We start from the raw sequence: 13,109 nt of genomic DNA, 5'->3' as shown, positions 1-13,109 counted from the left end.
TCAAGATCTCCAACGCGAACGGACGGTTTCCGTGTCGCAGAGTTCAGGGCATATGGCCTGGTAGGACAGTAAAAATGACCATTGGGTCCGTAAGGTCTGAACCCTTACTCGAGAGAGGGATCGCGTTCCCGTGCATCGAACAATGTTCGTGGTCGCAAATCCGTCCAATTGGTCTCGATGTAATCGACGCACGAACGACGAGAGGCCCGGCCGTGTGCAACGGACCAGCCGGCAGGAACCTCCGCGAACGCGGGCCACAACGAATGCTGGTAGTCCTCGTTCACGAGCACCAGAAAATCGCCGTCCGGATCATCCAACGGACTCGATGGAATCGTCACCACTTCACCTCTCGATCGCTCCGACGAAGAGTGGTGCACACCACACGCTAGATCGTGCGCGTTCTCGGGTTCGTTACACCATGCTAGGCGCGTCGCGCCCGGACCGCGGCGGCGATCAGGGCACCGATCGCGGCGAATGCCAGCAGATATTCCGGAATCGGGCCGAGCCGGGTGGCGAGGGTGGTGTCGTCGCGCAGCGGAACCTGCGCGACGAGCGCGGCCGGGGTGAACAGCGGAGTCCGCTGCGTCACCGTGCCGTCGGTGGCGATGATCGCGCTGACCCCGCTGGTGGCGGCGACGATCACGGCCCGGCCGTGCTCGACGGCCCGTACCTGCGACATCGCCAGCTGCTGGTACGTCATCTCGGTGTCACCGAACGTCGCATTGTTCGTGGGCACCGCGATGACCTGGGCGCCGTCGCGCACCGATTGCGTCAGGGCCCGGTCGAACGCCACCTCGTAGCAGGTGGCCACCCCGAACGGGAGTCCGGCGGCGTGCACGACCCCGTTGCCGGCGCCGGGCACGAAGTTGCCGGCCTGGTCGGCGTACTCGGAGAACAGCCGGAAGAAGCTGCGGTACGGCAGGTATTCGCCGAACGGCTGGATGATCCGCTTGTCGTGCTGCTCGCCCGGCCCGTCCGCGCCGTCCCACACGATCACCGAATTGGTGGTGGTGCCGTCGTCGTTGACGAGGACGGCACCGACGAGGATCGGGGCGCCGACGGCTTGCGAGGCCGCGGTGATCGCGGTGGCGGCGTCCGCGTTGCGCAGCGGGTCGATGTCCGACGCGTTCTCCGGCCACACCACCACGTCGGGCCGCGGCGCCCGGCCGGCGACGATGTCGTCGGCGAGTTCGTAGGTGCGGCGCACATGGTTGTCGAGGACGGCGCGGCGCTGCGCGTTGAAGTCGAGACCGAGGCGCGGGACGCTGCCCTGGATCGCGGCGACGGTGATCGTGCGCCCCCCGGTGTCGTCGGCGTGCACGTACGGGACGGCGGCGAACGCGACGATCGACGCGGCGGCGGTGACCGCGACGGGACCGGCCAGTGCGCGGGGCGAGCGGGTCCGCCGGGACGCGGCGGCGGCGAGAGCGGCGAGCCCGGTGCCGGTGAGGGCGACCCCGAAGCTGAGCAGCGGCGCCCCGCCGAGCGCGGCGAGCGGCAGCAGCCACCCCTCGGGCTGCCCGAACGCGAGCCGGCCCCACGGGAATCCGCCGAACGGCACCGACGAGCGCCACCATTCGGTCAGGCTCCACCCGGCGGCGACGGCGACCGCCGTCACCCACGGTGTCCAGCGGGCCTTCGCGATCGCGACGGTACCGAGCCCGAACAGGCCGACGAACACCGCCTCGGCTGCCGCCAGGGCCAGCCACGGCAACGGCCCGACGTAGACGCCGATCCACGGCAGCAGCGGCACCAGGAACCCGAGCCCGGCGAGATACCCGTACCCGAAGCCGGCGCGCAGCCGCCGGTCGCGGCGGCCGTACCCGCACAGGACGGCGACGAGCAGCGCGATCCCCAGCGGCGCCAGGAACCACAACGGCCGCGGCGGGAAACTCGCGAACAGCAGCACCCCCGACAGGACAGCCAGCACGCTGTCCCGGGCGACGGCGGTCAGGGTGCGGCGGTCGATGTCACGCTTCATGGACGACGGCCCCGCGGTGCACCGACTTCAGGCACACCGGGGTGCGGGCGCCGTCCTCGAGCCGCGGCAGTGCGGGCACCCGCGAGCGCGGATCGGTGGACCAGCGCTGCACCGAATCCTTCGGCGCGGACACGACGAGTTCGTCGGCGTCCCAGATCACGTACGAGGCGGGCGCCCCCGGGACGAGGGTGCCGGCCAGGCCGTCGCGCACCCCACCGGCCCGCCACGCGCCGCGGGTGGCCGCGGAGAACGCGGCCCGCGGCGAGACCCCGCTGCCGGGGGTCCGGTGGTGGACGGCGGCCCGCAGCATCGCCCACGGGTCGATCGGGGTGACGGGGGCATCGGAGCCGAACGCGAGGGACAGCCCGGTCGACGCGGCCGGCGCGAACGGGTTGAGCCGGGCGGCCCGCTCGGCGCCGAGCCGGGCCGCGTACATGCCGTCCGGGCCGCCCCACAGGGCGTCGAACATCGGTTGCACGCTGGCGATCACGCCCCAGGACCCGAGCAGGGCCGCCTGTTCGGGGGTGACCATCTCGAGGTGCTCGAGCCGGTGCCCGCGCGCTGCGAGCGCCGGGCCGCCCCGTTCGGCGGCGACCCGGTCGAAGGCGGCGACGACGGTGGCGACGGCGGCGTCCCCGATGACGTGGAATCCGGCCTGGGTCTGTGCGAGGGTGCAGGCCCGCACGTGCGCGGCCACCGCGTCCACGTCCAGGTAGGTGGCGCCGTGTGCGCCGGCACAGTCGTGGTACGGATCGATCAGGGCCGCGGTGCGGGAGCCGAGGGCGCCGTCGACGAACAGGTCGCCGCCGAGTCCGTGCGCGCCGGTCACGGCCAGCAGTTCGGTCGCCGCCTCGGGGCTGTCGACGGCTTGGCCCCAGTAGCCGCGCACCTGCACACCGTGATCGGTGGCGAGCAGTTCCCGGAAGTCGTCGAGTCCGGCGATGTCGGGGCCGCCGCACTCGTGGACGGCGACGATGCCGTGGGCGGCGACGTGGTCGAGGGCCGCGCGGCGGGCGGTGGCCCGCTGCCCGGCGGTGAGCAGCGCGCGGGCGGAGGACCGCACCAGATGGTGGGCGTCCGCGGTGAGCGGGCCGTCGGGTGTGAACCCGTCGGCGGCGTCCAGGCCGGTCGCGGCCTGCCGCAGTGGGGTCGAGCACAGCGCCGAATGCGCGTCGATCCGGGACAGGTAGACCGCGCGTCCGGGCGCGGCCTCGTCGAGCTCCGCGGTGGTGGGAGCGGTGTCGGGCCAGGCGCTGTCGTCCCAGCCGTGCCCCCAGATCACGGCGTCGTCCCGGCCGGCGGCGAAGCGGCGCACCCGGTCGAGGCAGTCGGCGCGGTTCCGGGTGCCCGTCAGGTCCAGGCCGGTGAGTGCCAGTCCGAGAGCGGTGGTGTGCACGTGGGTGTCGACGAAACCGGGGGTGACGAAGGCCCCGTCGAGGTCGACGATCTCGGCGTCCGGGTGCAGGGCCCGGCCGGGCCGGTCCTCCCCCACCCACACCACGACCCCGTCGGTGACCGCCATCGCGGTGGCGTCGGGGTTGGTGGGGCTGTAGATGCGTCCGTCGACCAGCAGTTGGGTGCTCACGGTCGTCCAGTCTGCCCGTTACGGCAGTGCGCGCGGCCCCTGGGTGCCGAACGTGTCGCCGCCGGTGGGGCCGCTCACATCGACGACCTCGCCGTCGATGACGTCCCCGCCGCCGCGGGTGCGGACGGTGCGCGACGCGAACTCCACCCCGGCCATCGTGACGGTCGCCTTGCGTCCGGCGACCGCGACGGCGACGGGACGCAGCGCCCATCGGGTGACCGGCAGCAGCATCAGCAGACCCAGCACCGACGTGACCAGGCCGGGCACGAACATCAGGACCGAGCCGGCGGCGACCATCGCGCCGTCGGCGACCGCCCCGGTCGGGGACGCCTCTCCTCGGGTGGCGCGGCGGAAGCCGTCCATCACGGCCCGCCACTGCGACTTCACCAGGATCATGCCGATCGCGGAGCCGGCGATGAGCAGCAGCACGGTCCACAGCACCCCGATCGTGGAGCCCACCCACACGAGCACACCGATCTCCACGACGACGTAGAGCAGGAAGAGCAGGGCGATCATGGTGGGTCCTTTCGCAGCGGGTCCGCTGCCTGCTCAACGAGCGGGGGCCCGGAAATGCTCCCACAGGAGCTCGCGGAGCCGGATTCGATTGCATAACAACCTAACCCTTAAGTAGACATTGAGAGTTTGGGCGTGGTTCGGTACGACGATCGACCGGTCCGCCGGACCGGTCCCCCGAGAGGAGAAACCGTGCCACGTCCGTCTCGTCGTGCCCTGACCCGCCTGTCCGCCCTCGTCGCCGGTGCCGCACTGTCTATGGGCCTGGTCTCGGGCCTGTCGGTGGGGACGGCGTCCGCCGCCCCGGCCTTTCCCGACCTTCCCGTTCCGCCGGCGCTGCAGGATCTGATCGGCGGCGTCCTCGACCAGCCGGGCGTCAAGGACGCCATCGAGGGCGCCACCGGACACGAGGTCGGCGCCACCACCGCGCAGGACTTCCTGTTCCCCGCCCCCACGTTCGGGTGCGGGCCCGCCGGCGAGCCGATGACGGTGACCGTCGCCAACGCCCAGGCCGGCCCCAACTTCCCGGTCCCGCCGTGGATCGAACGCGGCCACCTGCGGTTCCAGGCGATCCCCGCGCACCTCGAGATTCCGCAGCAGTCGAACCTGCAGGTCGCGTGGTTCAACACCGCCACCCTGCAGGGCGGCGTCGTACCCCTCGCCGACACCGTCCTGGACGTGCCGACCCTGTCGACGACCGTCGACACCGGTGAGGGCACCGTGCTGGCCGCACTGTTCGGTCGGGTCAGCTACCCCTCGGGCGTCACCTGCACCGCGCTCGGCACCGTCGGACAGTTCACGGCCTGAGCGTGTCGTGCCGGGTTCCTGCCGGTGTTCGGCAGGAACCCGGCACAACCGTGGCACGATCGACACCGTGCCCCGTACCCCCGACGATCAGCGGCTCGCGGATCTGGCCCGGTTGCGCCGCGTCCGCGACCGGATCGACCGCGACTACGCGCAACCGCTCGACGTGGAGGCCCTGGCCCGCGGGGTGCACATGTCCGCCGGGCACCTGTCGCGGCAGTTCAAGCTCGCCTACGGCGAGTCCCCGTACTCGTACCTGATGACGCGGCGCATCGAGCGGGCCATGACGCTGCTGCGGCGCGGCGACCTGTCGGTCACCGAGGTGTGCTTCGCCGTCGGCGGCTCGTCGCTGGGCACGTTCAGCACCCGGTTCACCGAACTGGTCGGGGTGTCCCCCAGCGTCTACCGGGCGCAGGTGGCGGTGGATGGGCAGGACACCGAGATGCCGTCCTGTGTGTCCCGGCAGGTGACCCGACCGGTCAGGAATCGAGAAGCGCGGACGACGGTGCGGCCCTAGCGTGTTCGTCATGGACATCACCATTCACAACGCCTTCCTCCCCCACCTCGACCGGGACGCCACCCTCGCCTTCTACCGGGACCTGCTCGGGTTCGAGGTCCGCAAGGAGGTCGGCTACAACGACATGTACTGGATCACCGTCGGCCACCCGGACCAGCCCGGCGTCTCGCTGGTCCTGACCCCGCCGGCCGCCGACCCCGGCGTCACCGACGAGGAGCGCCGCACGATCACCGAGATGATGGCGAAGGGCACCTACGCGATCCTCACCCTGGCCACCCCCGACCTGGACGCCACGTTCGACAAGCTCGTCGCCGGGGACGCCGAGATCGTGCAGGAGCCGACCGACCAGCCGTACGGCATCCGGGACTGCGCGGTCCGTGATCCCGCCGGCAACCTGCTCCGCATCAACGAGGTGCGCTGACATGACGACCATCGACTCCCTCACCCTCGACGCCACCGACCCCGTCGCCGCGAAGAACTTCCACGCCGCACTCGGTCTCGACGACCTCGTCACCGTCGCCGACACACCCGCACCGACGACCGGATTCCGCGGCTACACACTGTCGCTCGTGGTATCCCGGCCCAACATTGTCGACACCCTCGTCCAGGCCGCGCTCGACGGCGGGGCAACCACACTGAAGCCGGTGAAGAAGAGCCTGTGGGGATACGGCGGCGTCGTGCAGGCCCCGGACGGGGCGATCTGGAAGGTCGCGACGTCGTCGAAGAAGAACACCGGACCGGCAAGCCGGAAGATCGACGACGTCGTCCTGCTGCTCGGCGCCGACGACGTCAAGGCGAGCAAGCAGTTCTACGTCGATCACGGATTCGAGGTGGCGAAGAGCTTCGGCCGCAAGTACGTCGAGTTCGCTACACCGGATTCGCGGATCACCCTGGCGCTCTACGGTCGTCCCGCTCTCGCGAAGGACGCCGGCGTCCCAGCCGACGGGACCGGGTACCACGGGATCGTCATCGGCAGCGACGCCCCGAGCTTCACCGACCCGGACGGCTTCGTGTGGGAGACCGCCGCGCGATGACAGCGCCGTCCGGTAGACATGGATGCCGCGCACCACAGAGGGAGACACGATGACCACGACCACCGGGCCGGCCACGCAGTCACCGACGCCGCACGCCGCCGACCGCCACGACACGATCCGCGTCCACGGTGCGCGGGAGAACAACCTGAAGAACGTCGACGTCGAACTGCCGAAGCGGCGGCTGACGGTGTTCACCGGGGTGTCCGGGTCGGGGAAGAGTTCGCTGGTGTTCGCGACGATCGCCGCCGAATCCCAGCGGATGATCAACGAGACGTACAGCGCGTTCGTGCAGGGGTTCATGCCGACGATGGCGCGTCCCGACGTGGACGTGCTCGAGGGGTTGACGACGGCGATCATCGTCGACCAGGAGCGGATGGGGGCGAATCCGCGGTCGACGGTGGGCACGGCGACGGACGCGAACGCGATGCTGCGGATCCTGTTCAGCCGCCTCGGGACCCCGCACATCGGGTCGCCGCAGGCGTTCTCGTTCAATGTGGCGTCGATCAGCGGGGCGGGCGCGGTGACGGTCACCAAGGGGGGCCGGGAGGTCAAGGAACGCCGGTCCTTCGAGGTCACCGGCGGCATGTGCCCGCGCTGTGAGGGCATGGGGCAGGTCTCCGACTTCGACCTGACCGCCCTGTACGACGCCTCCAAGTCGTTGAACGACGGTGCACTGACCATTCCCGGCTACAGCATGGACGGCTGGTACGGCCGCATCTTCCGCGGCTGCGGCTTCTTCGACCCGGACACCCCGATCGCGAAGTTCACGAAGAAACAGTTGAACGATCTGCTGTACAAGGAACCGACGAAGGTCAAGGTCGAGGGCGTCAACGTCACCTACGAGGGCCTGATCCCGAAGATCCAGAAGTCGATGCTGTCGAAGGACCGGGAGGCGATGCAGCCGCACATCCGGGCGTTCGTCGACCGGGCCATCACGTTCCAGACCTGCCCCGACTGCGACGGCACCCGGCTCAGTGCCCTGGCCCGCTCGTCGACGATCGGTGGAATGTCGATCGCCGACGCATGCGCCATGCAGATCAGTGACCTCGCGGAGTGGGTGCGCGGGCTCGACGACAAGTCGGTGGCGCCGTTGCTGGCGTCGCTGTCGCACACCCTGGATTCGTTCGTGGAGATCGGGCTGGGCTATCTGAGCCTGGACCGGCCGGCCGGCACCCTGTCCGGCGGTGAGGCGCAGCGCACCAAACTGATCCGGCATCTCGGGTCCTCACTGACGGACGTCACGTACGTGTTCGACGAGCCGACGATCGGTCTGCATCCGCACGACATCGCCCGCATGAACAGTCTGCTGCTGCGGTTGCGGGACAAGGGCAACACGGTGCTGGTGGTCGAGCACAAGCCGGAGGCGATCGCGATCGCCGACCACGTCGTCGACCTGGGTCCGCGGGCCGGTGCCGACGGCGGGCAGATCGTGTTCGAGGGCACCGTCGACGGGCTGCGGTCGAGCGGCACCCTCACCGGCAAGCATCTCGACGATCGGGCCGCGGTGAAACCGCGGGTGCGGAAGGCGAAGGGCGTGTTGGAGATCCGCGGCGCCGACACCCACAACCTGCGCAGTGTCGACGTCGACCTCCCGCTCGGGGTCCTGGTTGTGGTCACCGGTGTCGCCGGGTCGGGAAAGAGCTCCCTGATCCACGGGTCGGTGGCGCCGCGCGAGGGTGTGGTGGCGATCGACCAGGGCGCGATCAAGGGGTCGAGGCGCTCCAACCCGGCCACCTACACCGGCCTGCTCGACCCGATCCGGAAGGCGTTCGCGAAGGCCAACGGCGTCAAACCGGGCCTGTTCAGCGCCAACTCGGACGGGGCGTGCCCCAACTGCAACGGCGCCGGTGTCGTGTACTCGGATCTGGCGATGATGGCCGGCGTGTCCACGACCTGCGAGGTGTGCGACGGCAAACGCTTCCAGGCGGAGGTCCTCGACTACACGTTCGGCGGCCGCAACATCGACGAGGTGCTGACGATGTCGGTGGCCGCCGCCCACGAGTTCTTCGGCGGCGGGGACGCGAAACTACCGGCCGCGCACAAGATCCTCACCCGCCTCGTCGACGTCGGCCTCGGCTACATCACGATCGGGCAGCCGCTGACCACCCTGTCCGGTGGGGAACGCCAGCGCCTCAAACTGGCCACCCACATGGGCGAGAAGGGGGACGTGTACGTCCTCGACGAACCGACCACGGGCCTGCATCTCGCGGACGTCGAAAACCTGCTCGGGCTGCTGGACCGGCTGGTCGACGCCGGGAAGTCCGTCATCGTCATCGAACACCACCAGGCGGTCATGGCGCACGCCGACTGGATCGTCGACCTCGGCCCGGGCGCCGGGCACGACGGCGGACAGGTCGTGTTCGAAGGCACCCCGCAAGAGCTGGTGGCCGCCCGGTCCACCCTGACGGGACAGCATCTCGCGGAATATGTAGGCGGCTGAGGGTGCCGGCCCGCGGGTGTCGTGTTTACGCGTCGCGGGCCGCGATCCGGTCCTCGTAGTGCAGCCGCAGGGCGTCGTAGGCGTCCGCCTCGAGCTCTTCGCCGGTCCCGTCGATCACGGCCCGAGTGCCGGAAAGCGCCCAGGTCGCACCGGCCCCGGTCACGAAGAACCCGGTGAGCTCACGCCGGAGGCGATGCCACCAGATGGCGCAGCGCGTCGGACACAGTGGAGTGGCTGGCGATTCGGCTGCTCGCGTTGGACTGCCGCTTCGTCGTGCACGGGCCGCGGGAGCTGAAAGGATCACCTCGGCTGGATCCACGAACGGACCCGCTGAGGGTCGGCGGTGAGGCGCGCAGCATCTCAGCTGAAATTCATGGGGCGGATCCGAAACAGTTGTCCGGTCCTGTTTTCCCGTGCTGCGTACTTCGATGACAATTCACAGGCGCGGATGTGAATCGCCGCCCCGGCTGGACCGATCAGATCGATTCAGCGCTGTTTGCCGACTCGACGAACCGTGACCAGTACGGTACTCGCACGACGATGGGTGAAAGCGTCCTTCGTCCCTGGCCGAACGGCAGTTCGTTGGTCAAATACTCGACGAGGTCGGCCCCGTAGTAGATGATGTCGGTTTGCGACGCCGAGAACACCGGCGATCCCGATGGGGAGGGAGCTGCGGGGGTGAACCGGTGTCCATAGATCGGGACGAGGCGAGGCCACATCGCCAGTTCTCGGCGCACGGTCGCGGCTACATCCTCGGGTGCGGAGGGAAACTCGCCCCAGGACGCAGGCCAGAAGGGCGGGTTCTGGTGCAGCGCGTCGAAAATGAACCCTTCGGCCACCGTGTCCAGCCAGGTCTTCAACTCATGGTCGTTACCATTACGCCAATCCGGCCAGCGGTCGCCCAGCGGTAGGGCCGTCGCGAGAAGACTGTGGTGGTCCGGGTTGAATCGGAATCCGAAGCGTTCTTCGATCGAGTCGAATTCGGCATCGGTCAAGCCGGGGCCGAGTTCGATCCCTGCATCGTCCAGCAGTGTCGCCGCATCGTGCCCAGGTTGTCCCATGCGACGATCATCGCAGAGCATCGGCTCGGCCCCGAACATTTCGCCTTTGGTCGGTGTGGTTGTCGAGTTCTGGATTTACGCATGCACGGTCGGCAACAATTCCCTGTCCTCCCAGCTGCTGTCGTGGCACACTGATCGCCCGGAAGCCCGACGGACGACCAGGAAGGATCATCGGATGCCCGCGACGTATTCACTGCGCCTGCAGCAGTTGTCGATGATTCACCGTTCCGATTGGCTGACCGAACATTCCGGCCGCAGTGCCGGTTTCCGCGTCTGCTGACGCCCTTCTCCTCGGGGCGTGCGCGCCCCGATCCCTCGAACACCGTCCGATTCGCTCACCGGCCGCGACGGCCGGGACGGTCACGGGCCGCGTAACGCCTCGAGAACCCCACTCCCCCACGAGACGAGGTTGTCGATTGTCATGACCCACCCGCCCGGCACCGCGATCACCGCGCGCACCTGGATGAACACCCGTGTGCGGGTGCTCAATTCGACGTACGAGGACTTCGATGTCGTCCCCGCAGCCCGAGCGGTGGTGCTGCTCGCCGAAGAACTCGCGGTCACCCTCGTCGAGCATGCGCCCCGGTTCGTGGTGCGCTCCCAGCACGTCGCGATCCCGCTGCCCTGCACCATCCAGCTGCTCGAGTACGTGCACACGCCGCCGCGTCCGGTCGTCGACGACGATTCCCGGGCCACGTGTCCCACGATCCTGGCGCGGGACCGGTACCGGTGCGCGTACTGCGGCCGCCCCGGTGCCCGCACCGTCGATCACGTGTTCCCGAAGAGCCGTGGCGGCGGCGACACGTTCGGCAACCTGGTCGCCGCGTGCGCGGACTGCAACGGCCGCAAGGCCGACCGCACCCCGGAGGAGGCCGGCATGCCGCTGCTGTGGCAGCCGCGGGCCCCGAGAGACGACGTCAAACGGCAGCACACGATCTGGCGCGACCTGACCCCCACCCGCTGAACGCCCCGGAAGGAGGCACATCCCCATGACCGTCACGACGACCCCGGTCGACCTGCCCGCCGCGGCCGGCACCCCGGAGTGGGAGACCGCTGCATGCCGCGGTGACCGGCACCCCGACCGCTGGTTCCCCGACCCGAGCGAGGACTTCGACTACGCCGCCGCCGTCTGCGCCCGCTGCCCCCTCGCGGCCGCGTGCGGCGGCTACGCGGCAACCACCGGCCTGTCCGGGGTGTGGGGTGGCCACGAATACCGGCGGGGTCGCCGCGTCCGATGAACCGGCCGTTGCCCGTAGTCTCGACCGGCGATCGAACCGAGCGGTGAGGAGGACATATGGGGGTCTGGGGTTCGGGGAACTTCGACATTGACTACTCCCCGTCCTGAAGGACGGGGATTCTCGGACTCACGTCCGAGGGTTCCTGTTTCACCACGGATTGCCGATGGGCGAACCCATGCGGTCTGACATCCGCTCCGCAGGCGTTTCGTGTCTCCGCCAGCCCGGCGGCGACGAGGATGTTCTGTGCGGCGTTGTGGTCCCGGTCGTGCCGGGTGCCGCAGTCCGGGCACGTCCACTGCCGTGTCCCGAGGGGCAACACGGCGAGCCGATGCCCGCACGCACTGCACGTCTTGGAGCTGGGGTACCAGCGGTCGATCACCACGAACCGGCGTCCGGCCCGCGCGGTCTTGTACTCGAGCATCGACCGGAACTCACCCCAGCCGGATTCGCTGATCGACTTCGCCAACGACCGGTTACGGACCATCCCGGACACGTTCAGGTCCTCAACAGCGATCGTGTCGAACCGCTGCACCAGCGCCGTGCCGGCCTTGTGCAGGAAGTCGCGGCGAGCATCCCGCACCCGGGAATGCTTGCGTGCGACCTTCCGGCGTTGCCTGTTCCGGTTGTTCGAGCCTTTCCGCATCCGCGCCAGGCGCCGCTGGTGCCGGCGCAGACCTCGCTCGTGGCGGGCCATGTGCTTCGGGTTGGCGATCTTCTCCCCGGTCGACAGCACTGCAAAGTCCTTGACGCCGAGATCCACACCGACCGACATGCCCGTCGCGGGAAGTGGTTCAGCGTCGGCGTGGTCGACAGCGAACGTCACGAACCAGCGGCCGTCCGGCTCGCAGGAGACGATCACCATCGTCGGGTCGAGCGTCGCGAGATCGATGCCGGGCCAGGACCACGCGACCCGCAGCGGCGCGGTGGTCTTCGCCAACCACAACCCGTCCGCTTTGATGCGGAACGCGGAGCGCGTGTAATGCGCAGACTGACGAGAATGCCGACTCTTGAACCGCGGGTACCGGGCCGTGCCCGTGAAGAACGACCCGAACGCGGTGTGCTGATGCCGCAGGGTCTGCTGCAACGGCACCGACGACACCTCCGACAGGAACGCGAGGTCGTCGGTCTTCTTCCACTGCGACAGCGCCGCATCGGTCTCCGTGTAGGAGATCGACTTCTGCTCTGTCGTGTACCGGTGTTGCCGATCCGCGAGAGTCTTGTTCCACACGACCCGCACGCACCCGAATGTGCGGCGCAGCAGCGCCGCCTGTTCGGGGTCCGGGTAGGCCCGGACCTTGTATGCGGTCCTCACCCCACCATCACAACAGAAGGGTCCGACATGTTCGACGCCATTCCTCCCCGCCGTGAACGACAGGGCATCCTGACGAGTATTCGGTGACACCGTCGCCGACGGTCTGGAAATACTGACCGGCCGGATCGTCGACGACATCACCGCCGAGTTCGAGGACGACTCCCGGCTGGAGCCGGACGAGTGGGGCGGCGAGATGGTCCCGGCGTGGCTCGAGATCCTCACCGACATCGCCGAGACACGACGGGTCGGCGCGGCCTTCCCCTCGTCGACGGTCCTGACCGGCTGGCGGGACCGGTATCTCCGTGTGTGGGACGGATACATCGACGGACTCGACCCGGACCCCGCCCACAAGATTGCCCGTCGGGCCGTACTCGTCCACACCTTCGACCGGGCCGTCGCCGTGGCCGCCGAACGGGGACAGGACACGTCCTAGCCGGGGCACCTAGCGCATAGCCTGAACCAGTCGGACGAGCTTCATCGGCCGCAGATGCTCTTGGTCGGCAAAGAACCCTTCAGGCACGCTCGAAGATTCGTCGACGTCCTCTTGTAGTTGCCAACTGTGCTCTGCCAACCACGTGCCCATCTCCTCCGGCGTCGATGAGCATTGCCAGGGCTCACCCTGAC

General features: G+C 69.3%; 14 protein-coding genes. 8 read left to right on the top strand and 6 right to left on the bottom strand.

The annotated features are described in order from the left end of the window. Nucleotides 1–104 precede the first annotated feature (104 nt). From Q5696_RS11075 to Q5696_RS11060, 4 genes are all read right to left on the bottom strand, one after another. Entirely contained in the window at nucleotides 105–332 is a 228-nt protein-coding gene (locus tag Q5696_RS11075) for an MbtH family protein (RefSeq protein ID WP_305095238.1), read from the bottom strand. A gap of 89 nt (nucleotides 333–421) precedes the next feature. Continuing rightward, the gene (gene lnt / locus Q5696_RS11070) at nucleotides 422–1,981 is read right to left on the bottom strand and encodes an apolipoprotein N-acyltransferase (protein WP_305091423.1); all 1,560 of its coding nucleotides are present in this window, start codon (nucleotides 1,979–1,981) and stop codon (nucleotides 422–424) included. Next, on the bottom strand, nucleotides 1,971–3,566 hold the full coding sequence (locus Q5696_RS11065; protein WP_305091422.1) for an amidohydrolase: 1,596 nt from the start codon (nucleotides 3,564–3,566) through the stop codon (nucleotides 1,971–1,973). Before Q5696_RS11065 ends, lnt begins: the two co-directional genes overlap by 11 nt. 18 nt (nucleotides 3,567–3,584) lie before the next feature. Then, a complete protein-coding gene (locus Q5696_RS11060; RefSeq protein WP_305091421.1) occupies nucleotides 3,585–4,082 on the bottom strand; it encodes an FxsA family protein in 498 nt (165 codons plus the stop codon). Nucleotides 4,083–4,271: 189 nt separating this feature from the next. Between Q5696_RS11060 and Q5696_RS11055 the strand changes: the two genes are divergently transcribed. The 5 genes from Q5696_RS11055 to Q5696_RS11035 all read left to right on the top strand — a co-directional run bounded on the left by Q5696_RS11055 (nucleotide 4,272) and on the right by Q5696_RS11035 (nucleotide 8,874). Next, nucleotides 4,272–4,886, top strand: a complete 615-nt coding sequence (locus Q5696_RS11055) for a hypothetical protein (protein ID WP_305091420.1) — start codon at nucleotides 4,272–4,274, stop codon at nucleotides 4,884–4,886. Nucleotides 4,887–4,953: 67 nt separating this feature from the next. Continuing rightward, on the top strand, nucleotides 4,954–5,400 hold the full coding sequence (locus Q5696_RS11050) for a helix-turn-helix transcriptional regulator (protein ID WP_305091419.1): 447 nt from the start codon (nucleotides 4,954–4,956) through the stop codon (nucleotides 5,398–5,400). Nucleotides 5,401–5,410: 10 nt separating this feature from the next. Beyond that, a complete protein-coding gene (locus Q5696_RS11045) occupies nucleotides 5,411–5,821 on the top strand; it encodes a VOC family protein (RefSeq protein ID WP_305091418.1) in 411 nt (136 codons plus the stop codon). A 1-nt stretch (nucleotide 5,822) separates the two neighbouring features. Beyond that, a complete protein-coding gene (locus tag Q5696_RS11040) occupies nucleotides 5,823–6,434 on the top strand; it encodes a VOC family protein (RefSeq protein WP_305091417.1) in 612 nt (203 codons plus the stop codon). A gap of 49 nt (nucleotides 6,435–6,483) precedes the next feature. Then, on the top strand, nucleotides 6,484–8,874 hold the full coding sequence (locus tag Q5696_RS11035) for an ATP-binding cassette domain-containing protein (protein ID WP_305091416.1): 2,391 nt from the start codon (nucleotides 6,484–6,486) through the stop codon (nucleotides 8,872–8,874). Nucleotides 8,875–9,350: 476 nt separating this feature from the next. Here the strand turns inward: Q5696_RS11035 and Q5696_RS11030 are convergent, their stop codons facing one another. Beyond that, the gene (locus tag Q5696_RS11030; RefSeq protein ID WP_305091415.1) at nucleotides 9,351–9,974 is read right to left on the bottom strand and encodes a hypothetical protein; all 624 of its coding nucleotides are present in this window, start codon (nucleotides 9,972–9,974) and stop codon (nucleotides 9,351–9,353) included. Nucleotides 9,975–10,356: 382 nt separating this feature from the next. On the opposite strand from Q5696_RS11030, the gene Q5696_RS11025 reads away from it, so the two are divergent. Both Q5696_RS11025 and Q5696_RS11020 read left to right on the top strand, forming a co-directional pair. After that, the gene (locus Q5696_RS11025) at nucleotides 10,357–10,899 is read left to right on the top strand and encodes an HNH endonuclease (RefSeq protein WP_305091414.1); all 543 of its coding nucleotides are present in this window, start codon (nucleotides 10,357–10,359) and stop codon (nucleotides 10,897–10,899) included. Between the two features lie 25 nt (nucleotides 10,900–10,924). After that, nucleotides 10,925–11,173 carry a WhiB family transcriptional regulator gene (locus Q5696_RS11020; protein WP_305091413.1) on the top strand — a complete coding sequence of 83 codons (249 nt, stop codon included), beginning with the start codon at nucleotides 10,925–10,927 and terminating at the stop codon, nucleotides 11,171–11,173. Between the two features lie 91 nt (nucleotides 11,174–11,264). On the opposite strand, the gene Q5696_RS11015 is transcribed toward Q5696_RS11020, so the two are convergent. Further along, nucleotides 11,265–12,485 (bottom strand): RNA-guided endonuclease InsQ/TnpB family protein, encoded by a 1,221-nt coding sequence (locus tag Q5696_RS11015; protein WP_305091412.1) that lies wholly within the window; start codon nucleotides 12,483–12,485, stop codon nucleotides 11,265–11,267. A 193-nt stretch (nucleotides 12,486–12,678) separates the two neighbouring features. Between Q5696_RS11015 and Q5696_RS11010 the strand changes: the two genes are divergently transcribed. Beyond that, nucleotides 12,679–12,918: a hypothetical protein gene (locus tag Q5696_RS11010; RefSeq protein WP_305091411.1), complete on the top strand. Its 240-nt coding sequence runs from the start codon at nucleotides 12,679–12,681 to the stop codon at nucleotides 12,916–12,918. Nucleotides 12,919–13,109: the final 191 nt, after the last annotated feature.

The sequence above is a fragment of the Prescottella sp. R16 genome (assembly GCF_030656875.1).
Taxonomy (GTDB): domain Bacteria; phylum Actinomycetota; class Actinomycetes; order Mycobacteriales; family Mycobacteriaceae; genus Prescottella.
This window is presented reverse-complemented; position numbering and strand designations above follow the sequence as displayed.

Bases quoted from the DNA above. Each gene is read 5' to 3' on its own strand.
- lnt (WP_305091423.1), bottom strand. From the start codon at position 1,981: ATGAAGCGTGACATCGACCGCCGCACCCTGACCGCCGTCGCCCGGGAC.
- Q5696_RS11060 (WP_305091421.1), bottom strand. From the start codon at position 4,082: ATGATCGCCCTGCTCTTCCTGCTCTACGTCGTCGTGGAGATCGGTGTG.
- Q5696_RS11045 (WP_305091418.1), top strand. From the start codon at position 5,411: ATGGACATCACCATTCACAACGCCTTCCTCCCCCACCTCGACCGGGAC.
- Q5696_RS11040 (WP_305091417.1), top strand. From the start codon at position 5,823: ATGACGACCATCGACTCCCTCACCCTCGACGCCACCGACCCCGTCGCC.
- Q5696_RS11035 (WP_305091416.1), top strand. From the start codon at position 6,484: ATGACCACGACCACCGGGCCGGCCACGCAGTCACCGACGCCGCACGCC.
- Q5696_RS11030 (WP_305091415.1), bottom strand. From the start codon at position 9,974: ATGTTCGGGGCCGAGCCGATGCTCTGCGATGATCGTCGCATGGGACAA.
- Q5696_RS11025 (WP_305091414.1), top strand. From the start codon at position 10,357: ATGACCCACCCGCCCGGCACCGCGATCACCGCGCGCACCTGGATGAAC.
- Q5696_RS11020 (WP_305091413.1), top strand. From the start codon at position 10,925: ATGACCGTCACGACGACCCCGGTCGACCTGCCCGCCGCGGCCGGCACC.
- Q5696_RS11010 (WP_305091411.1), top strand. From the start codon at position 12,679: ATGGTCCCGGCGTGGCTCGAGATCCTCACCGACATCGCCGAGACACGA.